The organism is Microbispora sp. H10949, assembly GCF_014161435.1.
GTDB lineage: Bacteria > Actinomycetota > Actinomycetes > Streptosporangiales > Streptosporangiaceae > Microbispora > Microbispora triticiradicis.
The window spans coordinates 354,393-375,152 of the sequence record NZ_JABBWZ010000004.1 but is presented as its reverse complement, the minus strand read 5'-3'; the positions used below and the strand labels follow the sequence as shown (position 1 = coordinate 375,152).

Genomic DNA, 20,760 nt, shown 5'->3' with positions numbered 1-20,760 from the left:
GGAGGGGCGGGTACGGAACGCCGGTGGAATCCTGGGGGCACTCGGGTCATCACCTTTCCCCCGGGTGAGACAGATCGCTACCCGTGGGCCCGGGCACGTGCAATTGCACGTTTTCTCCGGTCGAAACCGTGCCACGATGTGGCCGCATTCGACTACGGGGAGGTGCGAATGACCCACGACCCGATGACGCCGCCACAGGTGGAGCGGGCGCTGCGGGAGTACGGCGCGCTGCTGTCCGCGCACGGAATCACCTGGGGTGAGCCGCCGCTGGGATACGTCCGGATGATGCCGTTCCTCCGGTTTCCCCCGGTGGCCGGGCGGATGGCTTACGGGCCCGACCTCGACGCGGCCTTCCGGGACGCGCTGGGCGGAGAGGTCCCCCGGGGCCTGGTGGTGCTGCGACTGACCCCGGACGGCCATCGCCTGGAGCACGGCCCGGCCCGGCCGCTGCTGTCCCCGGGGGCCGTCCCCGTCGTCCTGCTGGTCGACTCCGCACTGCCGGGCCCGGTGGAGGTGACGGCCGGCGGCGTGCCGTACGCGATCGCCGCGGGCGGCGCCCGGCTCCTCGACGTCACGACCGCGACCACGCTGACCGTGGACGGCGAGGCGGTGGACCTGTCCGGGCTCACCCGGCCGGCCCGGGCCGCGCGGCTGCGCCTGCGCGCGGGCTTCCCCTGCCGCTGGAGCGTGACGTCCCGGGACGGCCAGGGGTGGTACCCGGACGGCGTGCCGGAGCGGCGGGACAACGACGACGTGCCGTTCTTCCACGGCGACGACCTCGTGCTCGCCGTCCCCGCCGAGCCCGTCGCGATCAGGGTGACCCGCGGCATGGAGTACGGCGTGGCCGAGACCACGGTGGTCCCGAGGGAGGGGGAGGAGACGCTGGTCGGGCTGACGCCGCAACGGCTGTACGACGCCGCAGCCCGGGGCTGGTACGGCGCGGACCTGCACGTCCACCTGAACTGGGCGGGTGACCTGGTCGCGGCCCCTTCCGAGGCGGCGGCGGCGCAGCACGGCGAGGACCTGCACGTGCTGAACCTCGTCGCCGGGAACGTCGCGGGCGACCGGGTCTACGACCTGGAGGCGTTGCGGCACTGGGCCGGTCGCGACCTGCCGTGGTCGGACGCCGGGCACGTGGCCCGGATGGGCGTGGAGTACCGCAACGACCTCTTCGGCCACGTCCACGTGTTCGGGATCGCCGCGCCGCCCGCCGTCTGCCACACCGGCTTCGGCGCGGACGCCGACTGGCCGCCCAACGGGACCGTCTGCGGCGACCTGCGGGAGCCGCGCGCCGTGCTGGGGTACGCCCACCCCTTCCACGGGCCGGTCTCCTCGCCCGAGGACGTCGTCGCGGGCGGCGCCAGGAACTGCTCCGGCCGCGCCCTGGTGGTGGACGCCGCGCTCGGCCTGGTCGACGGGATGGAGGTGCTGCACTTCAGCGACCTGTCGGCCACGCCGGGGACCGCCGAGGTCTACCGGAGGCTGCTCGGCGCGGGCAACCGCCTCGCCGCGCTCGCCGGGACCGACGCCATGCTGTCGTTCACCCGCCAGGACACGGTCTCCAGCCCGCCGGGCTGGGAACGCGTCTACGCCCGCGTGGACGGCCCGCTCGGCGCCGAGTCGTTCGCCGAGGCCGTACGGCGGGGCCGCACGTTCGCCACCACCGGCCCCTGGCTGGAGCTCACGGTGGACGGCCTGGGCCCGGGGGAGACGCTCAACCTGGACGGCGGCGAGACGGTCACGGTCCGGGCGCGGGTCGTCGGGCCGGAGGTGGAGCACCTGGAGATCCGCACCGCGGACGGTGTGACGGCCGAGGGACCGGGTCCCGAGATCACCGTGTCCCTGACGGTGGACGCGCCGGCCTACGTGGTCGCGGTCGCCCGCGGCGGCGCCCATCCGCGGTCACCCGGCGGCCGGGCGTACGCCCACACGAGCCCGGTCCATCTCGACGTGCGGGGACGGCACGTGGCCCGCCCGGAGGACGTCCGATGGTGCCTGCGCTGGCTCGACCTGCTCGACGAGCTGATCAGGGACCGGGCCCGGCTGCACACCAGGGCCCAGCTCCGCGATCATCTCGACCTCGTCGAGAAGGCCAGGGCGGTGTACGAGTCGCGCCTGTGACCGCCGGCCCTCGCGCTCTACAAGTCGAGTGAAGAACCCCCGAAGCGGTCCCGCAGGAACCGTCCCTGGTCCCTGAGGGCCTGCTCGTCCCCCTGGTAGACGGCCTCCGCGACGGCCGACAGCCCCGACTCCAGCAGGCCGAGCTGGGCCATCAGCTCCTCGTGCGCGCTGCGCTCACGCGACCCCCGCCGGGTCAGCGCGTACGACCTGGGCAGGTTCGCGTACGCCTCCAGGCTGGTGGGCAGGTAGTCGCGGACGGCCTGCGAGACGACGTGCAGGTGGTCGGGGGCGGAGGTGAGCGCCTCCGCCCTGGCCAGCACCTCACGCAGGATCCCGGCGAGGTCGCCGACCTTCGCCACCACGTCCTCGGGGAAGCGGGCGGTCGTCACCTTCGCCACGAGGGCGTCCAGGTCGGCCCGCAGCGCGCGCGTCTCCACCTCGGCGTTGGAGATCGTCAGCCGGACCCGGTCGGGCGGGGTGAGCAGGGCGCCCACGCCGTACAGCCCGGCGACGACCACCGGCCACAGCGACCCGGCGAGTCCGAGGAAGTGCAGCGCGAGACCGCCGAGCGCGAGCGCGGAGCCGACGATGTTCCGCAGCGAGCCGAGGTAGGCGAGGACGCGGTCACTGGTAGCCACGGATCTCCTTGAACGCCGAGGCGAGGGAGGCCTGCCGGGCGTCGAACACCGCGCCGCCGGTCAGATCGGAGACCTGGCGCATCTCGGAGACGTCGCTGTCGCCGAACAGCACGACGAACGTCGGGACGTGGGTTTTCAGCGTCCGGTGGAAGGCGGCGAAGTCCTCGTAGGAGGAGCCGTCGGTGTTCTCGCCGTCGGTCATCAGGACCACCGAGGTGAAGCTTCCGCCGTCCTGCTCGCTCCCGAGTGTCTGGTACGCCGCGCGCAGGCCGTCGTAGATGGCGGTGCCGCCCCCGGCCTCCAGGCCGTCGCCGTACGCCCGGATCCGGGCCAGGACCGGTGCGGGGTCGCCCTCCGGCACGGTGAACGTGCTCCCCGGGCCGGTCCCGGTGTTGAACGGCAGCAGGGTGACCGTCTCCCGGTCGCGGAACCGGGAGAACCGCCCCGACACGGAGGTGTCCGCGCCGGTCAGCGTGGCGAGCGCCGCCCTGAGCGCCGCGATGCGGTCGCCCTCCATCGACCCGGAGGTGTCCAGCACGAACAGCGTGCGCGACGGGCGGCGCACCTTGTTCAGGTACGCGCTGATCAGCGCGTCGGCGGCGCTGCGCCGGTTGGGGAAGGGCAGCTCCAGCAGCGGGGCCGTGCCGAACCTGGCGTCGGGCGGCACCTCGGGCACGATGGGCCGGCGGGCCGTGGTCGTCATGATCTCGCGCTGCGCCGCCGGGGTGCGCAGCCAGGCCGCCAGCTTGCCGTACTGCGCCTTCTTCGGCGAGGACGCGAGCAGCGTGAGCGGGTAGTCCGCGGTGACGACGCCGTCCGCCGGGTAGACCAGTGTGAGCGGCTCGCCTCCGGCGGAGCGCAGGCCGAGCAGCACGGACTCGTAGTTGATCAGCCCGTCCACGTCGGCGCGCCGGCGGAAGGCGTCGGCGAGCCACCCGGAGGAGCCGGCGGTGAGGGTCTGGGCGGCGAAGAACCCGGTCAGCTTGGGGGTGACGGCCGTGATCTGGGCCTGGTCGAGCGCCTCGCCCGCGTCCGACAGCGCCGCCGCCACCCCGACCAGGGCGGAGAAACCGGAGTTGGACGACGCGGGGTTGGTCATGCCGAAGGTGAAGCGGTGTCCGGCGGCGGCTTCGGCGATGTCGGTCCAGGTGACCTCGCCGGTGTCCCAGTGCAGCTCGCGGGCCTTGGCGCGGGTGAGGCCGAGGACGACCGGGGACACCATGATCTTGGTCTGGGTGGACAGGCGCGCGGTCGCCCCGTCGATCAGGGACAGATAGCGGTTGGAGGAGAACCAGACGGCGTCGTAGCGGCCGTCCGCGGCGCCGCTCGCCACCTGCTCGGCGCCGTCCAGGGTGCCGGTGTAGGAGAGCGACACCTTCACGCCCGCCGCTCCGGCCGCCTTGGCGAGCAGCGGCTCCAGGTCCTTGATCTCGCTGCCCGCCAGGACGCGCAGTACGGCGGGGTCGTCCGGCGGGGACTCGGCTCCGCCGCCCGAGCAGGCGCCCGTGGCGGCCAGCAGCAGGGCCAGGGCGGCGGTGACCGCTCGCCTCATGACGCGGCCTCGTCAGCGCGGCGGGACCGCTCCAGGTAGGCCCGGGCGTGGTCGAGCTCCACGGTGAGGTTGCCGACGGTGACGGCCATGCTCTCCACGGCCTTGGCCCGGAAGCCGTCGATCATGTCCATCGTCGAGTAGACGTTGTCGAACGCCTTGCTCAGCGTCTCCATGCTCACGGTCGTGGCGGCGGCCTGGGTCTGGATGTCCCCGGCCTGGGTGCGCAGCATCTCGCTGGTGGCGAGGATCAGGTCGGAGGTGGTGGCGTTCAGCGCCGTGATCTGGTCGAGCACGAGCTTCTGGTTAGCCAGGGCCTGGGCCACGGTGACGGCCGTGCGCAGCGCCGCGATCGTCGTGGTGGTCGCCCGCTCCACCCCCTTGATCAGCTCCAGGTTGTTCTTGCGCACCAGGTCGAGCGCGAGGTAGCCCTGGGCCGACACGGCGAGCTGGGTCAGCAGGTCCTGGTGCTTCTGGCGCACCCCGAAGAGCGCGTCCGACCGCAGGGCGTTCGCCTTCTCCGGGTCGGTGAGCTCGATCCGGTCGATCCGCTCCTGGAGGGCCGAGTCGAGCGCCGCCGCCAGCACGGCGTACTCCTGGAGCTTCGTCATCGACTCCCAGAGGTTCGCCTTCTCGCCCTCGATCGCCGCGTTGTCCTTGCGCAGCTCGTTCTGCCCGGACTTCAGCGCCCGGATGATGTCGTCGATATGCTTCTGCGCGCTGCGGTACCTGGCGAAGTAGTCGCGCAGCCGGTCGCCGAACGGGATGACGCCCAGCAGCCGCCGGGTGCCCGCGGTCGCCTGCTTCGGGTCGAGGTCGACGATCGTCCGGCGCAGCGCCACGAGCTGCCCGGCGACCCGCGCCTGACCGTCGGCGCCCTCACCCTTGGCCGAGGCCAGCGCCGCCACCGGGCGCCTGAGCATCCGGTTGGCCACCTGGGACGAGGCGCGGATCTCCGAGTCGCCCATCGAGGTGATGTCGTACACCTTCCTGGTGAACTCCGGCGACCTGTGGTCGAGCGTGCCGAGCTCGTCGGCGAAGCCGGCCGCCTTCCGGGCGAGCTCGCCGGCGCGCTCGCCGGGGAGCGGCAGCATGGTGGCCGCCTTCTCGACCGGCACCGCGGCCACCGGGGCGGGCGGGGTCAGCACGAGATCTTCGGACACGGATGTCCTCTCTTCCTGGGACTCTTCCTGGAAACTGTCTTCCTGGACAAGGGGGGTCAGGACGACGGCTTCGCACCGGCCAGATAGCGCCGCTCGATGGTCGCGACGAGCTCCTCCAGACGGTCGTAGGCGGGCGGCTCGACCACGTCGACCAGGCTTCCGGGGACCGGCGCCTTCGCCTTGGCCGCCAGGCCCGCGAACACCTCGGGATCGGCGGTGCGGAAGCCGTGCCTCGCGGCGAGGCGGGCGAACTCCGGGTCCTCCTGCAGCAGCCGCCCGACCTCGGCGGCCCGGGCCGTGAGCGGCACGAGCGTGTGCTTGCTCAGCACGGTCGGCGCGGGGTAGATCAGCCGCATGTCGGGGCGGACGGCCCCGCCGCCCGCGAACAGCCGCGCGGCGTACTGCGCCTCGTAGATCACCACCATCGGGGTCTTGCCGATCCCGAGCGCGAGATAGTCCTCGAAGGGCGCCTCGGTGCTCGACTCGGAGTAGCCCTGGTCGAGGAAGAGCGGCGCGATCTTCGCGGCCGCGGCCGCGACCTGCTCCCGGGAACTGACGACGTCGTCGCCGTTGGCCACGTAGCTGGTCGCCGCGAGGTACATGGCGGCGGAGTTCGACGTGCGGACGTCGGTGGTGGTCAGCAGGACCCGCTTGCGCGCCCGGTAGGCGGTGTTGCCGGGCAGCGCGTCCCAGCGGGTGCCCCGGGCGACGAGGTCGAGGAACCGCCGCAGGTCGAGGACCTGGTAGCCCGAGCCCGAGTCGCGCACCACCCCCGCCTTCGCCAGCACGTCCACGATCGGCTGGAAGGTCGCGACGGCCATCGGCGAGTAGAACGGCGAGTACGTCCGGGAGATCTTGCGCGTCTGCCGGATCTTCTCCGCCGCCGGGACGCTGGAGGGGAAGGCGAAGTCGTACGGGCGCAGGTCCACGGTGGACGCGATCTCGCGGGAACCCGCGGTGTCGACCTCGACCCGCAGCCCGTGCCTGGCGAACGCCGCCCTGACCGCGGCGTCGTCGAAGAAGGGTTTCTTCTCCGAACCGATGACGCCGCGGACCGTCGTGAGCGCTCCCTGTCCGTCGCCGCGCCCGTCGCCCTGCCCGTCGCCCTGCCCGTCACCGTCGCCCCGGTCGTCGCCGAGCACGAGGGCGAGGACGACGGCCACGCCCAGCAGCAGCGCCAGCCCGACCCCGATCCAACGCTTCATTCCCGGTTTCCTTCGCCCCGTGGCTCTGAATTCCCCGTACCCGAATTATGGGAGAAAAGGGAAATTCGCGGGCGGAAGGAAAGATGGATCCCGAGGAATTCCGCGCATGTTCACGGTGAATTCATCGAAGCGACGATCGGGGTCTCTCCAGCCGGAATTCAGTTGCCTCGAAAATGGACAAAGCGCTATTTCAAGGACAAGTGCTCAGGTGAACAGCGTGCGGCCCCAGTAGTCGCCGCCGTCGACCACCCCGGGCGGACAGGCGAACAGGCCGCTGGAAACGTGCTTGATGTACTCGTTCAGCGAGTCCTTCTGCGACAGCATGCGCTGGATCGGCACGAACTGCTTGCGCGGGTCGCGCTGGTAGGCGATGAAGAAGAGGCCGGCGTCGAGCCGTCCGAGGCCGTCGGAGCCGTCCACGAAGTTGTAGCCGCGCCGCAGCAGCCGCGCGCCGCCGTGCGCGTCGGGGTGCGCGAGCCGTACGTGCGCGTCGCCGGCGATCGCCGGCTGCCCGTCTGGGCCCTTCGCGGCGAAGTCCGGCGCGTCGAACTCGTCCTTGCCGGTGAGCGGCGCGCCCTTGCCCTTGTCCCGGCCGAAGATGGCCTCCTGCTCGGCCAGCGGGGCGCGGTCCCAGGTCTCGATGTGCATCCTGATCTTGCGGGTGACGAGGTAGGCGCCGCCGTCCATCCAGGCCGGTCCGTCGCCGGGCGCGGCCCACAGGTGGTCGCGCAGCATGGAGGTGTCCTCCAGCTTGAGGTTGTTGGTGCCGTCCTTGAAGCCCATCAGGTTGCGCGGCGTCGCCTGAGCCCGGGAGGTGGACGAGGTGCGGCCGAAGCCGAGCTGCGAGTAGCGCACGGAGACCTTGCCGAAGCCGATGCGGGCGAGGTTGCGGATCGCGTGCACCGCCACCTGGGGGTCGTGCGCGCACGCCTGCACGCAGATGTCCCCGCCCGAGATCTCGGGCTGGAGGTCCTCGCCCGGGAAGGCGGGCAGGTCGGCCAGCGCCGCGGGCCTGCGGCCGGCGAGACCGAACCGGTCGTCGAACAGCGAGGGGCCGAAGCCGACGGTCAGCGTCAGGCCGGACGCGGGCAGGCCGAGGGCCTCGCCGGTGTCGTCCGGCGGCGCCTCCGGCGCGCCGCCCACGGCGCCGAAGGTGCCGGCGTCCCTGCCCTGGGTCATCCGGGCCGCGGCCGCCGTCCACTCCTGGAGCAGCTCCACCAGCTCGCCCCGGTCCTTCGTGATCACGTCAAAGGCGACGAAGTGGAGCCGGTCCTGGGCCGGTGTGGTGATGCCGGCCTGGTGGGCGCCGTAGAAGGGGACGGCGTCGGAGGCGGCGGATGCGTACGCGACCGGTTGCTCCGCGAGGGAGCGGGTGGCGAGCGCACCCGCCCCGACGGCGGCCACCCCCGCCGCGCCGAGGCCGAACAGCCGCCTGCGGCTCAAGCCCTCGCTCACGGTGCCTCCCTCACAGTGTGTTCCCGCCTCGCCGAACCTTCCGGACCGCCTGCCGGAGCGCCTTCCGGGCTCACTTGACCACCACCGCCGCGACCCTGCTGATCGGCTCGGCCAGCGCGTTGATCGCGTCGGACAGCGCCCGCAGGTCGTCCTTGGACAGCTCGGTGTGCAGCTTCCACCCGTCGCCGTCACGGTGCCGGCCGAGCGCCGCCTCCGCGTCGGCGAACTTCGCGTCGAGCGTCTTGACCAGATCGGCGTCGCGCTCCTCCAGGACCGGGCGCAGCGCCTGTACGGCCGCCTTCGAGCCCTGCAGGTTGGCGTCGAAGTCCCACAGGTCGGTGTGCGAGTAGCGGTCCTCCTCGCCGGTGATCTTGCCGGTGGCCACCTCGTCCAGCAGCCCCTTGGCGCCGTTGGCGAGCTGCACGGGGGAGAGGTCGACCGCCGCGGCCTTCGTCACGATCGTGTTCACGTCGGTCATCAGCTTGTCGGCGATCGGGCCGTCTCCGCCGACGTCCTTCTTGACCCACAGGTCCTTCTCGATGCGGTGGAAACCGGTCCACTCCTCGCCGTCCGGCACGTCGTTCTCCCGCGCGTCGATGGCCGGGTCGAGGTCGCCGAAGACCTCGGCGACGGGCTCGATCCGCTCCCAGTAGGTGCGGGCGACCGGGTAGAGCTCCTTGGCCCCGGCCAGGTCGCCGGCCTTGACCGCCTCGGTGAACTCCTTGGTCTTGTCGAGCAGCGTGTCGGACTGGCTCTTGATGTAGCGCTTGTAGCTGGCCACGGCCTCGGCGAGCCCGGCGTCGCCGCTCAGCGGCTTGTGCTCGCCGCTGACCTTGAGCGGGCCGCGGATGCCCTTGCCGGTCATCCCGGGCTTGCACGCGGTCTCGTACATGCCGGCGGGGAGCTCCATCACGACCTCGCGGGTCAGTCCGGGCACGATGTTCTCCACCTCGCCCATCACCCGGTCGCCCGGCGCGTACACGTAGAACTCGGTGACCTTCGTGCCGCTGTTGGTGATGACGAAGGTCGAGGTGCCGGCCGCGAGGTCGGACTTCGCCACCTTGCACTCGGTGTCGGTGGCGGCCACGGCGATCGCGCCGGAGCCGGCCGCGGTCGCCTCGGTGCCGGCACCGGCGCCGGAGCCGGTGGACGAGCAGGCGGTGAGGCCTGCCAGGGCCATGGTCGCGACGGCCAGGACAGTGGGGGTGCGCATCGGGTGGACTCCGGTCACGAAGCGGGCTGGGGAGACTGGGGCTGCTGAGACTGGGGGGCGGTGCCGGCGGGCGCCTTGACCGAGGGCCGCCGCAGGAACAGGACGAGGACGGGCACGGCGTAGGCGACCCAGGCGACGGTCTCCAGCACGCTCGGCTGCGCGGTGATGTTGAACATGCCGCTCAGCAGCGTCGAGTACCAGGCGCCGGGGTCGAGCAGGCCGCTGATGTCGAAGGCGTACGTGCTCAGACCGGGCAGCAGGCCCGCCTCCTGCAGGTCGTGCACGCCGTACTTGAAGATCCCGGCGGCGACCAGGATCAGCAGCAGGCCGGTCCAGGTGAAGAACTTGGTGAGGTTGATCCGCACCGCGCTGCGGTACAGCCCGTAGCCCAGCGCGACGGAGGTCAGCAGGCCGAGCGTGATGCCGGTGAGCGGGCTCGCGCTGGTGGTCGCGCCCTGGACGGCGGCGAACCACAGCAGGGCGGTCTCCAGCCCCTCGCGGGCGACCGACAGGAAGGCCACCACGACCACGGCCGCGGAACCGAGCCGCAGGGCGTCGCCGAGCTTCTCGCGCAGGTCGCCCGACATCCGGCGGGCCGCCGTGCGCATCCAGAAGATCATAAAGGTGACGAAGACGGTCGCGGCCAGCGAGGCGAAGGCGTCGAACATCTCGTGCTGCCGCGAGCCGAGGTTGGCCGCGGTGAAGGTCAGCAACGCCCCGAACGCCACGGAGAGCGCCACGGCGGCTCCGACACCGGCCCAGACCAGCGGCAGGCGGTCGCCCTTGCCGCTCTTCACGAGGAAGGCCACCAGGATGGAGACGACCAGGGTCGCCTCCAAGCCCTCGCGAAGGCCGATGAGGTAGCTCGCGAACACATCGCCCTCCGGATAGTCGGTAAGCCTTACCTAAGTTAGGTCAGGTTCACCTTAGCGACAAGAGCCCGGACGCGAGTAACCGGGTAGGGCCTTTGTCACCTCAAGGGACCGCTGGGGTGGGCGGGCGCGGCCGTGCCGCACCGTCGTCCGTCAGCTCTCTCACCCCGCCGGATGGGCGTCGGAGGTCTCGGTTGGCGACCTATGCCCTGAATCGTGTTGACAGGGTCCGCCGACAGGCCGACAGTGTCTCGGGTGATCTTCCCCCGGACCCTCACACGCCCCGTTCCCGGCCTCGTCGCCGTGCTGGCCGCGACCTGCGCGCTCGCCGCCTGCACGGCGCAGCCCGGCGGAACGGGCGGGAACGCCTCCGGCGGGACGGCGGGGCCGTCGGCCGCCGCCTCCTCCACGGAACCGGCGGCGATGACCCCGGAGGCCTACCGGAGCGCGCTCGCCGCCGCCCGCCCCGCGGGCACGACCCTCGCCGCCATCGCCAAGGCGCGGACCTTCAAGTCCCTCCACCAGCGCATCGGGCGGGCGGAGAGCGCCCTGGAGTCCGCGGTTGCGCGGCTCGGGGCCCTGCGGCCTCCCCAGGACGTCGCCCCCGAGCACACCGACTACGTGGCGGCGCTGCGCGCTCTCAACGGCAGGCTCGGCGCACTGGACCAGGACGTGTCGTCGCACGCCCTGTGCAACGGCACGGCCGTGCTGGCCAAGCTGGGGGCGTCGGGCGACTTCACGACCTTCCGGGCGTCCGCGGACGACCTGGCGAAGGCCGGGGACTACCCGGTGGTCGCGCTCAAGCCGCCCGCCCGGCACACCCGCCGCCTCGGCAACGGCACGGTGCTGCTGTCGGCGATCCGCGGCGGCCGGGGCGCCCTGACCGTGAAGAACGGCGGATCGCACGACGGCGTCGTCACCCTCGTACGCGGAGGGCGGAAGGCCGTCAGCTTCTATGTGCGCAAGGGGGCGACCGCGAAGCTCGCGAACGTTCGGGACGGGACCTACCGCGTCTACTTCACGACCGGGGCCGACTACGACAGGGGCGCCCGCGCGTTCACCAGGGACTGCGGCTTCTCCAAGTTCGACGATCCGCTGCGGTTCCGCACCGTCTACTCGGCGGGCCGGGTGAGCTGGGACAACTGGACCCTCACCCTCAACACCGTGTTCGGCGGGAACGCCAGCACGAGCGACGTCGACCCCGACGCGTTCCCGATGTGACCGTACGGAGGACGTGAACGAGGCCGCGGCCCGGGTGACCGGGCCGCGGCCTCGTTCGCGACGGGGGCGGTGCTCAGCTGGAGAACAGCATGCCGACCCAGCTGTCACGGCGGTGGCCGTGGTGGCCGTGGTGACCACCGTGGTGGCCGCCCCAGGCGGGGCCTCCGTGCGCCGGCGGCGGGGGAGCGTAGGTCTGCTGGGCCCACTGGGCCTCCATGCGCGTCAGCGTCTCCAGCTCGCCGTAGTCCAGGAAGACGCCGCGGCAGTTGTCACACTGCTCGATGTGGACCCCGTTGCGGTCGAACGTCCGCATCCGGCCACGGCACTTGGGGCACTGCATGTACGAACTCTCCCTCATTCAGGTCCCGGCACGGGCGGCCGCGACGATCCTTTCGCAGGCGGACACCAGGGCCTCGGCGGCGTCGTCGGGTGGTTTCCCGGCTCTCGCCCCCGCGGCCACCGCCGTCGCGGCCAGCTGAACGGTCAACGCCCGGGCCGGCGCGTCGAGTTCCCGCCACGGGTCGTCCGCGGACACCGCGGTCCCGCCCGCCGCGAGGTAGGCCGTGAGCAGCCGCTCCCAGTCGTCCGGGGCGAGCAGCCCGGCGGCGAACCAGGCGGCGGGGCGGGCCAGGTCCCAGGCCGGGTCGCCCGCTCCGAGGTCGTCGGGGTCGATCAGCAGCCAGCCGCCGCCGTGCCGGACGATCTGGCCGAGGTGCCAGTCGCCGTGGGTCAGCGCGCCGCCCTCCCGGGCCGGGGGCAGCGTCGCGTACGCCTCCAGGATCGGTGCGGCGACGGGAGCGGGAACGCCGGCCGACGCCAGGTCGGCCATGGCCCGAGGCAGCCGTGACGGGCCCCCGGCGGGCGGCAGGCCCGCGGGGACCGGCCGGGCGTGCAGCAGCGCGAGCAGCCGGCCGCCCTCCTCCCACGGCGTCGTCCCCGCCTCCACGTCGTCCATGGTCAGCGGCTCGCCGGCGGGCCAGATCGTCACCAGGCGGCCGTCCAGCCGTTCGAGGCCGAGCGGGGCGAGCATGATGCCGTCGAGCGCGCGGGCCGCGTCGAGCCGGGCGCGCAGGGCCCTCTCGTCGGTGCCGGGCGGATGCGCCTTGACGACCACGTCGCCGGCCCGGACCACGAGCACCTTGGTCTGCTTGAGAACCGTGGTCCGCTTGAGCACCGTCACCGGCCCGTCGCGCCCCGCCAGCCGGGCCAGCTCGCCGGCCTGTAAGCGATGATCGTCCACGGCGGACACCCTAGTGTGCGGGTATGAGGATTGGATTTGCCGTGCCGGTGTCGGGCTCGTGGGCGACGCCGGAGAACATGAGGCGGATCGCGCGCCGCGCCGACGAGCTCGGCTACCACGGGGTGTGGGCGTTCCAGCGGCTGCTCTACCCGGAGGGCCACGCGATGGGGCCCGTCTACCGCAGTGTGCAGGACCCGGTCGTCGCGCTCGCGTACCTGGCGGGGATCACCGAGCGGGTGCGGCTCGGCGTGGCCGTGCTCAACCTGCCGTTCGTCAGCCCGGTGCTGCTGGCCAAGCAGCTCGCGACCCTGCAGCAGGTGTCCGGCGGCAGGCTCGACGTGGGCCTCGGGCTGGGCTGGCTGCCGGAGGAGTTCACCGCGTCCGGCGTGCCGATGGAGCGGCGGGGCAGGCGCGCGGAGGAGTACGTCGGCCTGCTGCGGCGGCTGTGGACCGAGGACGTCGTCGAGCACAGGGGCGAGTTCTACGAGGTGCCGCGCTCCCACCAGGACCCCCGGCCCGCCACGCCGCCGCCCGTCCTGCTGGGCGGCACCGCGCGGGTCGCGCTGGAGCGCGCCGGGCGGATCGCCGACGGCTGGATCAGCTCCAGCCGCGCCGACCTCGGCACCATCGACCAGCAAATCGCCATCGTGAAGGAGGCGGCCCGGGGGGCCGGACGCGACCCGGACGCGCTGCGGTTCGTCGTGCGCGGCGTCACCCGCGTCCGCCCGGCGGACGAGGGCCCGCTGACCGGGCCGTACGACAAGATCCGGCGGGACGTGGAGGAGCTCGCGGCCAGGGGCGTGACCGAGGTGTTCCACGACCTCAACTTCGACCCCGAGATCGGTGACCCCGAGGCCGACCCCGGAGAGTCCCTGCGCCGTGCGGAGGAGGCCCTCGACGCCCTCGCCCCGTAGCGGGCGCTAGACCATGCCGTACGCGCGGGCGACGAGTTCGTGGGAGCGCAGCCGGGCCGGGGCGCCGTGGACCATCGTGGTGATCATGAGCTCGTCGGCCCCGGTGCGCTTGCGCAGCTCCTCCAGCCCGGCCCGCACGGTCTCGGCGTCGCCGTGCACGACGGTCGACAGCCGGTCGCGGACGAACTCCCGCTCGATCGGGGTGTACGGATAGGCCAGCGCCTCCTCGGGGGTCGGCATCCGGCCGGGCCGGCCGTGGCGCATCCGCAGCCACGACAGCGCGCCCGGCATGACCTGGCGCAGCGCCTCCTCCTCGGTGTCGGCGGCGACCGCCGCCACCCCGATCAGCGCGTACGGGCGGTCGAGCACCTCGGAGGGGCGGAAGGAGGAACGGTAGAGGTCGAGCGCGGGCTCGGTGTTGGCCGCGCTGAAGTGGTGGGCGAAGGCGAACGGCAGCCCCAGCAGACCGGCCAGCCTGGCGCTGAACCCGCTGGAGCCGAGCAGCCAGATCGGCGGCCGGCCCGTGGCCGCCGAGTCGGGGCCGCCCGGCACGGCCCGGATCCTCTCGTACTGGTGGCCGGGCGGGAACGAGCCGTCGAGGAACCCGGTCAGCTCGGCCACCTGCCGGGGGAAGTCGTCGGGGTCCACCTCGGCGGAGCGGCGCAGGGCGTTCGCCGTCGCCATGTCGGTGCCCGGGGCGCGGCCGAGGCCGAGGTCGATGCGGCCGGGGTGCAGCGCGTGCAGCGTGCCGAACTGCTCCGCGATCACCAGCGGGGCGTGGTTGGGCAGCATCACGCCGCCCGACCCGATCCGGATCGTCCGGGTGGCCGCCGCGAGATGCGCGATGAGCACGGCCGGGGAGGAGCTCGCCACCCCGGGCATGCCGTGGTGCTCGGCGACCCAGATGCGGTGATAACCCCATTCCTCGGCCCGCCGGGCCAGCTCGGTGGCGTCGCGCAGCGACTCGGTGGCCGTCTGGCCCTCGCCGACGGTCGCGAGCTCCAGGATCGACAGCGGCACTCCGGCCGTTCCGCGCGGCACGCCGCGGATCTCGTCCTCGCCGCTCATGCCACTCCCTCGCCTCGCGCTTCGGGACCGCGTGGGCCGGTCAGGCCGTGTGTGCCGTCCTGCCTGTTTCGCTCGCTCATGTTCGGCCCAACCTGAGGTCGCATCCGGATATTTCCGGGTGCCTGGTGAAATGTGCTTCGATGCCCCACCACCTGCCATGCTTGGACGCATGAGCGAGCGAAAGCCCATTGAGTCGTGGTTGTCTGATATGGATGGCGTGCTGGTCCACGAGGGCCAGCCGGTGCCGGGGGCCGACGAGTTCATCAGGCGGCTGAAGGAGTCGGGGAAGAGGTTCCTCGTCCTCACCAACAACTCGATCTACACCGCCCGCGACCTGTCCGTACGGCTGCGCGCGGCGGGGCTGGACGTGCCCGCCGAGTCGATCTGGACCTCCGCGCTGGCCACCGCCAAGTTCCTGGCCGACCAGCGGCCCGAGGGCTCGGCGTACGTCATCGGCGAGGCGGGGCTGACCACGGCCCTGCACGAGGTCGGCTACGTGCTGACCGACCTCGACCCCGACTACGTGGTGCTGGGCGAGACCCGCACCTACAGCTTCACGTCGATAACCCGGGCGATCCGGCTGATCGACAACGGCGCCCGGTTCATCGCGACCAACCCCGACCCCATCGGCCCCTCCACCGAGGGCTCGCTCCCGGCCTGCGGCGCGGTCGCGGCGATGATCACCAAGGCGACCGGGGTCGAGCCGTACTTCGTCGGCAAGCCGAACCCGATGATGATGCGCAGCGCGCTCAACCAGATCGACGCGCACAGCGAGAGCACCGCCATGATCGGCGACCGCATGGACACCGACGTGGTCTGCGGCATCGAGGCGGGCCTGAACACGATCCTGGTGCTCACCGGCGTCACGCAGAAGGACCAGATCGACCGGTACCCGTTCCGGCCGACCCAGGTGGTCAACTCCGTGGCCGACCTCATCGACCTCGTCTGAGCCGGCCGGGAGAACCTGACAGGGGCCGGCAGGTATGGCTGCCATGCTGGCCCCATGAACCACCGTGTCTATCTGGAGATCGGGCCCAAGAAGGTCTTCGCCTGCTCGGCCGACTGGCCGGGCTGGTGCCGCATCGGCAGGACCGAGGAGGCCGCGATCGATACCCTCGCGGACTACGCGCCGCGCTACCGCGTGATCGCCGAGCGGGCCGGGCTGGAGTTCTCGCCGGGGGACCCGGAGGTCGTCGAGCGGGTCAAGGGCGACAGGACCACGGACTTCGGCGCGATCTCCGCGATCCCCGGCCTCGACCGGGAGCCGGTGGACGCGCCGGAGGCCGCGCGTACGGTCGCCCTCGCCCGGGCGGCGTGGGAGGTCTTCGCCGAGGTGGCCGCGGCGTCCCCGGAGGAACTGCGCAAGGGCCCGAGGGGCGGCGGCAGGGACCGGGACAAGATGGTGGCGCACGTCCGTGAGGCCGAGCGGTCCTACGCCAGGAAGATCGGCGTACGGCACAAGCCGTTCGAGGACTCGGCCGGCCTGGCCGCCATGCGCGACGACATCGCCCGCGTCCTGTCGCGGCCGTCGGACGGCGGGCCGCTCGCCGAGGGCGGATGGCCGGCCCGCTACGCCGCCCGCCGGATCGTCTGGCACGTGATCGACCACATCTGGGAGATGGAGGACCGGAGGGTCTGATCTTATCTGGGTGGTAACTTGTTACCATGGTAACAGTAGAGCGGGCCCAGACCGGCCTCCGCATCGAGCGCAACACGCTGAAGGTGCTCAAGGGCCTGGCCGAATACCTGGACATCTCCCTCGGTGACCTCGTGGAGGGGATCGTCCTGCACGCCTTCGAGGGCAGGCCGCCGTTCGGGCTGGAGACCCTCACCAAGATCGAGCAGCTCAGAGAGGTCTACGGCCTGACGCTCACGGCCGCCGACGCCCACCTGCTGGAGGAGAGGTGAGCGCCGCGCCGCGGCGCCGCCGCCTCACCGGCGGCCTGCGGGTCGCGCTCCCGCCGGCCGAGGCGTTCCGGCTCTTCACGCCGTACGGCGAACGGGAGTGGGTCGAGGGCTGGGAGCCGCGCTTCCCCGAGGGGGTCGCGGACGACACGGCGCCGGGAACGGTCTTCCAGACCGGCGCGGACGGCGCGGCCACCACCTGGATCGTCCTGCACCGCGCCCATGACCCCCACGAGCCCGGCTCGTCGGTCTCCTACGCCCGGGTGCGCGAGGGAGTCCACGCCGGGACGGTCGCCGTCGTGCTCGCGCCGGACGGGAGCGGGCACAGCGACGTGACGGTCACCTACGACCTCACTCCGCTGACCGTCGCGGCCGAGGCCGAACTGGCCGGGTTCGCGGACGGCTACCCCGCGTTCCTGCGCTCCTGGGAGGAGGCCATCGCCGCCCACCTCGCCCGTACGGCGGAGACGCCCCGAGGGCACCGGTAGAGACGCGGCCGGCGCCGTGGCCCGGCCGGGTGCCCGCCGGTCGGCTCAGTCCGAAGTACGGCGCAGGCGCTTGAGGTCGGAGCGCTGTTTCTTGGCCGCCAGGCGGCGCTCGACCGCGCCCCTGGAGGGCTTGGTGGAACGGCGCCGCTTGGGCGGCGGCGCGATCGCGTCGCGGAGCAGCGCGGCCAGCCGTTCCCGCGCCGCCTCGCGGTTGCGCAACTGCGACCGGTGCTCCGAGGCCGTCACCGTGATCACACCGTCGACCAGCCGGGGGGCGAGCCGTTCGAGCGCGCGCGCCCGGAGCGCCGGGCCGAGGGCGGTCGTGCGCGCGACGTCGAAGCCCAGCTCGACCCGGCTGTCGGTGGTGTTGACGCCCTGGCCGCCCGGGCCGGACGAGCGGGAGAAACGCCAGGTCAGCTCGGCCTCGGGCACGACGATCGAGCCGCGGACGTGCAACGGGCCTGGCATGGCGATTCCTCTTCGGTCGGACGGACGGGGCGAACGGGGGGATTAATGGACCGGACGAACAACTTATCCATGTAGATACCACCGGCGCGCGTCATTTATCGCCGTAAACGCGGCTTGTGGTTGTCACGGTCCAGCGCCTCGTGCACAGTGACGTCCGGAAAACCGGGACCTCCGGAAACCGGGCGACATTGTGGGGCGGGAGCATGACCTCGATCGTCGGCGTGCACGGCATAGGCAAGTACCACTACTACGAGGACGCCGGCGGATCGGCGGACAGCGCCGCCGCGGCCGTGCGCGCCAAGTGGAACGCCTACCTGCACCAGGGACTGGACGGCCGGACGGGCGGCGCCGGCGACTACTTCACCGAGATCGCCTACTACGCCCACCATCTCCACAGCGGCCCGCCCCGGCCGGTCCGGCAGATGGGCACACCCTCGAAGCTGGTCTTCGCCGACTGGGCCGCCCAGCTCGGCGGCCCGTTCCGGGACGCGGCGGGGGAGTCGCTGACCGGCGTCGCGCACCTGCTGGCCGAGTGGCTGCTGGCGAGGCTCGGCCCCGCGGCGGTGCGCTTCGCGCAGGACTTCTGCCCGGAGGTGGCCACCTACCTCGGCGGCGGCGCCCCGCGCGTACGGGCCCGCGACACGGTGGCCGACGTCATCCGCCGGCGCCGGCCCCGGGCGGTCGTCGCGCACTCCCTCGGCAGCGTGGTCACGTACGAGGCGCTGTGGGCCCATCCCGACCTGTCCGTCGACCTGCTGGTCACGCTGGGCAGCCCGCTCGGCATGCGCCGCGTCGTGTTCGACCGGCTCGCCCCCGTGCCGGTCCGGGGCCGGGGAGCGCGCCCGCCGGGCGTGCGCCGCTGGATCAACATCGCCGACAAGGACGACATCGCCGCGATCCCGGCCGCGCTGGCGTCGTGCTTCGACGGGGTCGAGCGGGACGTCTCCTGCGACATCGACTGGCTCGACTTCCACACCGTGCGCAACTACCTGCGCTGCGGGGGCGCCAACGAGTATCTGAAGCCCTTCGTGACCTGAGTCGCGCACACGCGTTATGATCGTACGACCATGAAGACTGTGCTTTTCGACTACGGCAACGTCGTCTCCCTCCCCCAGGCCCCCGAGGACGTCGCCCGCCTGGCCTCGTACGTCACAGGGGCCGAGCCCGGGTTCCAGGACCGCTACTGGGAGGTGCGGCTCGACTTCGACCGGGGTTCGCTCGACCCGGCCGCGTACTGGTCCCACGTGTACGGCAGGCCGATGGACGGCGCCGGCCTGGACGAGGTCGTCGCCCTCGACGTGGCGAGCTGGTCGCGGCCCAACGAGGAGACGGTGGCGATCGTCGACGAGCTGGCCAAGGTCGGGGTGCCGATGGCGCTGCTGTCCAACATGCCGGTCTGCGTCGCCGAGGGAATCGACGCGCTGCCGTTCATGCGGCCGATCGGCCCGCGTTTCTACAGCGGCCGCATGGGCCTGGTGAAGCCGGAGGCGGAGATCTTCCACGAGACCGTGGCCTGGCTCGGGGTCGCCCCCGGCGACCTCGTCTTCGTGGACGACCGGCTGGAGAACGTCGCGGCGGCCGAGGGGGCGGGGCTCGCCGCCGTCCACTTCCGCGACGCCGCCGCGCTCCGCGAGGACCTGAAGACGCTTCTCGGCTGAGCGCGCGGCCGCTCCACGACCTTCTCCGGCCACCCGCGCACGGGGCGCGGGGGCGCGTGAACCCCCGGGTCAGGTGCCCGAACTCGCCGGAGGGCGGGAGCCGAGCGGCGAAGCCTCGCCGGGGAGTTCGGGCGGGGGCGGCCCGCCCGCCTGGGCGGCGAGGACGTTCGTCCTGATCGTGACGAAGGCGACGACCGCCGCGACGGCCATCATGACCGCGCAGACCAGCATCGACGTGTGGAACCCCCGGGTGAACGCGGCGGGCGACTCGTAGGCGTCGCCCGTCAGCCCCACCAGCGGCGGCACCGCGGCGACGGCGAGCAGCCCGCCCGTCCTGGCCAGGGCGTTGTTGACCCCGCTCGCGACGCCCGCGTACCGCTCCTCCGCCGTGGCGAGCACCGTCGCGGTGAGGGGGGCGACGGCGGCGGACAGGCCGAGCCCGAAGACGCACGCGGCGGGCAGCACGTCGGCCAGGTAGGACGCGCCGGGGCCGATGCGGCTCATGAGCAGCAGCCCGGCCGCGCACAGCAGGATCCCTCCCGTCATGGGCAGGCGCGGGCCGATCCTCCCCGCCAGGTCGCCGGCCCGGGACGACAGCAGCAGCATGAGGATGGTGACCGGGAGCATCGCCGACCCGGCGGCGATGGGTGACATCCCGGCCGACACCTGGAGCTGGACGACCAGCAGGAAGAACACCAGTCCCATCGCCGCGTACATGACCAGCGTGACGACGTTGACGGCGGTGAACTCCCGCGAGGCGAACACCCCCACGGGGACGAGCGATCGGGGGGAGCGCCGGATCTCCACCACCACGAAGCAGATGGACAGGGCGATTCCGGCGGCCAGCGGCACCAGCCCGTCGCCCGCCAGGATCAGGCCGTACGTCAGGCCGGCCAGCGCGGGGGCGGCGAGGACGGTCCCGAGCACGTCGAAGCGGCCGTGCGGCCCGGCGTCCCTGGTCTCGGGCACGTGCCGGGCGGCGACGCCGACCACGACGGCCGCGAGCGGCAGGTTGAGCAGGAACACCCACCGCCAGCCGGCCGCCTCGACGAGCCACCCGCCGAGCAGCGGCCCGACGGCGGCGGCCACGCCGCCCAGCCCCGACCAGGCGCCGACGGCGCGGGGCCGGTCGTCCGGCGCGTAGCTCGCCTGGATGATCGCGAGGCTGCCGGGGATCAGCAGGGCCGCCCCGATGCCCTGGAGCGCGCGGGCGAGCACGAGCACGGGGGCGTTCGGCGCGACCCCGCAGAGGGCGGAGGCCAGGGCGAACCACACCACCCCGACGACGAAGATCTTGCGCCGGCCGAGCCGGTCGCCCAGCGACCCGCCCAGGAGGATCAGCGCGGCCATCGTGAGCGTGTAGCCGTTCACGGTCCACTGCAGGCCGGACATCCCGGCGTCGAGGTCGCGCCCGAGGGCGGGGAGGGCCACGTTGACCACGGTGCCGTCGAGGGTCGCCAGGGACGACCCGAGGACCGTGGTGAGCAGCACCCACCGGCCCGTCGCCGAGCGGAGTCGGATATGCCCGGATTCCATGCACGCCATCATGCGCCATCCGGAGGTGTGGACGCGTCACGGCATC

The 20,760-nt window shown here is 72.8% G+C and carries 21 protein-coding genes; 9 read left to right on the top strand and 12 right to left on the bottom strand.

Features of this window, described 5'->3' with window-relative positions; translation table 11 throughout:
* Positions 1-168: 168 nt before the first annotated feature.
* Positions 169-2,121, top strand: coding sequence for a CehA/McbA family metallohydrolase (locus HHX40_RS12025; RefSeq protein WP_259403487.1), 1,953 nt, complete (start codon positions 169-171; stop codon positions 2,119-2,121).
* Positions 2,122-2,138: 17 nt separating this feature from the next.
* Here HHX40_RS12025 and HHX40_RS12020 read toward each other — a convergent pair whose 3' ends face one another.
* The 7 genes from HHX40_RS12020 to efeU all read right to left on the bottom strand — a co-directional run bounded on the left by HHX40_RS12020 (position 2,139) and on the right by efeU (position 10,219).
* Positions 2,139-2,759 (bottom strand): hypothetical protein, encoded by a 621-nt coding sequence (locus HHX40_RS12020; protein WP_182880627.1) that lies wholly within the window; start codon positions 2,757-2,759, stop codon positions 2,139-2,141.
* Entirely contained in the window at positions 2,746-4,311 is a 1,566-nt protein-coding gene (locus tag HHX40_RS12015) for a VWA domain-containing protein (protein WP_182880626.1), read from the bottom strand. Before HHX40_RS12015 ends, HHX40_RS12020 begins: the two co-directional genes overlap by 14 nt.
* Positions 4,308-5,471, bottom strand: a complete 1,164-nt coding sequence (locus HHX40_RS12010; protein WP_310738055.1) for a toxic anion resistance protein — start codon at positions 5,469-5,471, stop codon at positions 4,308-4,310. The genes HHX40_RS12015 and HHX40_RS12010 overlap by 4 nt, the downstream gene beginning before the upstream one ends.
* Before the next feature lie 56 nt (positions 5,472-5,527).
* Entirely contained in the window at positions 5,528-6,676 is a 1,149-nt protein-coding gene (locus HHX40_RS12005) for a hypothetical protein (RefSeq protein WP_182880625.1), read from the bottom strand.
* A 204-nt stretch (positions 6,677-6,880) separates the two neighbouring features.
* Positions 6,881-8,131 carry an iron uptake transporter deferrochelatase/peroxidase subunit gene (gene efeB / locus HHX40_RS12000; RefSeq protein ID WP_310738054.1) on the bottom strand — a complete coding sequence of 417 codons (1,251 nt, stop codon included), beginning with the start codon at positions 8,129-8,131 and terminating at the stop codon, positions 6,881-6,883.
* 70 nt (positions 8,132-8,201) lie between these two features.
* Positions 8,202-9,344, bottom strand: coding sequence for an iron uptake system protein EfeO (gene efeO, locus HHX40_RS11995; RefSeq protein ID WP_182880624.1), 1,143 nt, complete (start codon positions 9,342-9,344; stop codon positions 8,202-8,204).
* A 14-nt stretch (positions 9,345-9,358) separates the two neighbouring features.
* Positions 9,359-10,219, bottom strand: a complete 861-nt coding sequence (gene efeU / locus HHX40_RS11990) for an iron uptake transporter permease EfeU (RefSeq protein ID WP_182880623.1) — start codon at positions 10,217-10,219, stop codon at positions 9,359-9,361.
* Positions 10,220-10,471: 252 nt separating this feature from the next.
* On the opposite strand from efeU, the gene HHX40_RS11985 reads away from it, so the two are divergent.
* Positions 10,472-11,437 carry a hypothetical protein gene (locus HHX40_RS11985; RefSeq protein ID WP_182880622.1) on the top strand — a complete coding sequence of 322 codons (966 nt, stop codon included), beginning with the start codon at positions 10,472-10,474 and terminating at the stop codon, positions 11,435-11,437.
* Between the two features lie 73 nt (positions 11,438-11,510).
* On the opposite strand, the gene HHX40_RS11980 is transcribed toward HHX40_RS11985, so the two are convergent.
* Positions 11,511-11,777 carry a zf-TFIIB domain-containing protein gene (locus tag HHX40_RS11980; RefSeq protein WP_117410188.1) on the bottom strand — a complete coding sequence of 89 codons (267 nt, stop codon included), beginning with the start codon at positions 11,775-11,777 and terminating at the stop codon, positions 11,511-11,513.
* Positions 11,778-11,795: 18 nt separating this feature from the next.
* A complete protein-coding gene (locus tag HHX40_RS11975; protein ID WP_310738053.1) occupies positions 11,796-12,677 on the bottom strand; it encodes a phosphotransferase family protein in 882 nt (293 codons plus the stop codon).
* A 23-nt stretch (positions 12,678-12,700) separates the two neighbouring features.
* Here HHX40_RS11975 and HHX40_RS11970 point away from each other — a divergent pair, with 23 nt between their 5' ends.
* The gene (locus HHX40_RS11970) at positions 12,701-13,591 is read left to right on the top strand and encodes a TIGR03619 family F420-dependent LLM class oxidoreductase (protein ID WP_182880621.1); all 891 of its coding nucleotides are present in this window, start codon (positions 12,701-12,703) and stop codon (positions 13,589-13,591) included.
* 6 nt (positions 13,592-13,597) lie between these two features.
* Here HHX40_RS11970 and HHX40_RS11965 read toward each other — a convergent pair whose 3' ends face one another.
* Positions 13,598-14,659 (bottom strand): LLM class flavin-dependent oxidoreductase, encoded by a 1,062-nt coding sequence (locus HHX40_RS11965; RefSeq protein ID WP_182880620.1) that lies wholly within the window; start codon positions 14,657-14,659, stop codon positions 13,598-13,600.
* Between the two features lie 169 nt (positions 14,660-14,828).
* On the opposite strand from HHX40_RS11965, the gene HHX40_RS11960 reads away from it, so the two are divergent.
* From HHX40_RS11960 to HHX40_RS11945, 4 genes are read left to right on the top strand one after another with little or no spacing between them, the layout of a single operon-like run.
* Positions 14,829-15,608, top strand: coding sequence for an HAD-IIA family hydrolase (locus HHX40_RS11960; RefSeq protein ID WP_117410502.1), 780 nt, complete (start codon positions 14,829-14,831; stop codon positions 15,606-15,608).
* A 54-nt stretch (positions 15,609-15,662) separates the two neighbouring features.
* On the top strand, positions 15,663-16,298 hold the full coding sequence (locus tag HHX40_RS11955; RefSeq protein WP_182880619.1) for a hypothetical protein: 636 nt from the start codon (positions 15,663-15,665) through the stop codon (positions 16,296-16,298).
* Positions 16,299-16,324: 26 nt separating this feature from the next.
* Positions 16,325-16,567 carry a hypothetical protein gene (locus HHX40_RS11950; RefSeq protein ID WP_182880618.1) on the top strand — a complete coding sequence of 81 codons (243 nt, stop codon included), beginning with the start codon at positions 16,325-16,327 and terminating at the stop codon, positions 16,565-16,567.
* On the top strand, positions 16,564-17,052 hold the full coding sequence (locus tag HHX40_RS11945; protein ID WP_182880617.1) for an SRPBCC family protein: 489 nt from the start codon (positions 16,564-16,566) through the stop codon (positions 17,050-17,052). The genes HHX40_RS11950 and HHX40_RS11945 overlap by 4 nt, the downstream gene beginning before the upstream one ends.
* Positions 17,053-17,097: 45 nt before the next feature.
* Here HHX40_RS11945 and arfB read toward each other — a convergent pair whose 3' ends face one another.
* The gene (gene arfB, locus HHX40_RS11940; RefSeq protein ID WP_182880616.1) at positions 17,098-17,520 is read right to left on the bottom strand and encodes an alternative ribosome rescue aminoacyl-tRNA hydrolase ArfB; all 423 of its coding nucleotides are present in this window, start codon (positions 17,518-17,520) and stop codon (positions 17,098-17,100) included.
* A 203-nt stretch (positions 17,521-17,723) separates the two neighbouring features.
* Here arfB and HHX40_RS11935 point away from each other — a divergent pair, with 203 nt between their 5' ends.
* On the top strand, positions 17,724-18,557 hold the full coding sequence (locus HHX40_RS11935; protein ID WP_182880615.1) for a hypothetical protein: 834 nt from the start codon (positions 17,724-17,726) through the stop codon (positions 18,555-18,557).
* Between the two features lie 30 nt (positions 18,558-18,587).
* Entirely contained in the window at positions 18,588-19,178 is a 591-nt protein-coding gene (locus HHX40_RS11930) for an HAD-IA family hydrolase (RefSeq protein WP_182880614.1), read from the top strand.
* Positions 19,179-19,247: 69 nt separating this feature from the next.
* Here HHX40_RS11930 and HHX40_RS11925 read toward each other — a convergent pair whose 3' ends face one another.
* Positions 19,248-20,714, bottom strand: a complete 1,467-nt coding sequence (locus HHX40_RS11925; protein ID WP_259403486.1) for an MFS transporter — start codon at positions 20,712-20,714, stop codon at positions 19,248-19,250.
* Positions 20,715-20,760: the final 46 nt, after the last annotated feature.

Coding starts and splice junctions, on each gene's coding strand:
- HHX40_RS12025 (WP_259403487.1), top strand. CDS start 169: ATGACCCACGACCCGATGACGCCGCCACAGGTGGAGCGGGCGCTGCGG.
- HHX40_RS12015 (WP_182880626.1), bottom strand. CDS start 4,311: ATGAGGCGAGCGGTCACCGCCGCCCTGGCCCTGCTGCTGGCCGCCACG.
- HHX40_RS12005 (WP_182880625.1), bottom strand. CDS start 6,676: ATGAAGCGTTGGATCGGGGTCGGGCTGGCGCTGCTGCTGGGCGTGGCC.
- efeO (WP_182880624.1), bottom strand. CDS start 9,344: ATGCGCACCCCCACTGTCCTGGCCGTCGCGACCATGGCCCTGGCAGGC.
- HHX40_RS11980 (WP_117410188.1), bottom strand. CDS start 11,777: ATGCAGTGCCCCAAGTGCCGTGGCCGGATGCGGACGTTCGACCGCAAC.
- HHX40_RS11970 (WP_182880621.1), top strand. CDS start 12,701: ATGAGGATTGGATTTGCCGTGCCGGTGTCGGGCTCGTGGGCGACGCCG.
- HHX40_RS11965 (WP_182880620.1), bottom strand. CDS start 14,659: ATGAGCGGCGAGGACGAGATCCGCGGCGTGCCGCGCGGAACGGCCGGA.
- HHX40_RS11960 (WP_117410502.1), top strand. CDS start 14,829: ATGAGCGAGCGAAAGCCCATTGAGTCGTGGTTGTCTGATATGGATGGC.
- HHX40_RS11955 (WP_182880619.1), top strand. CDS start 15,663: ATGAACCACCGTGTCTATCTGGAGATCGGGCCCAAGAAGGTCTTCGCC.
- HHX40_RS11950 (WP_182880618.1), top strand. CDS start 16,325: ATGGTAACAGTAGAGCGGGCCCAGACCGGCCTCCGCATCGAGCGCAAC.
- arfB (WP_182880616.1), bottom strand. CDS start 17,520: ATGCCAGGCCCGTTGCACGTCCGCGGCTCGATCGTCGTGCCCGAGGCC.
- HHX40_RS11935 (WP_182880615.1), top strand. CDS start 17,724: ATGACCTCGATCGTCGGCGTGCACGGCATAGGCAAGTACCACTACTAC.
- HHX40_RS11930 (WP_182880614.1), top strand. CDS start 18,588: ATGAAGACTGTGCTTTTCGACTACGGCAACGTCGTCTCCCTCCCCCAG.
- HHX40_RS11925 (WP_259403486.1), bottom strand. CDS start 20,714: ATGGAATCCGGGCATATCCGACTCCGCTCGGCGACGGGCCGGTGGGTG.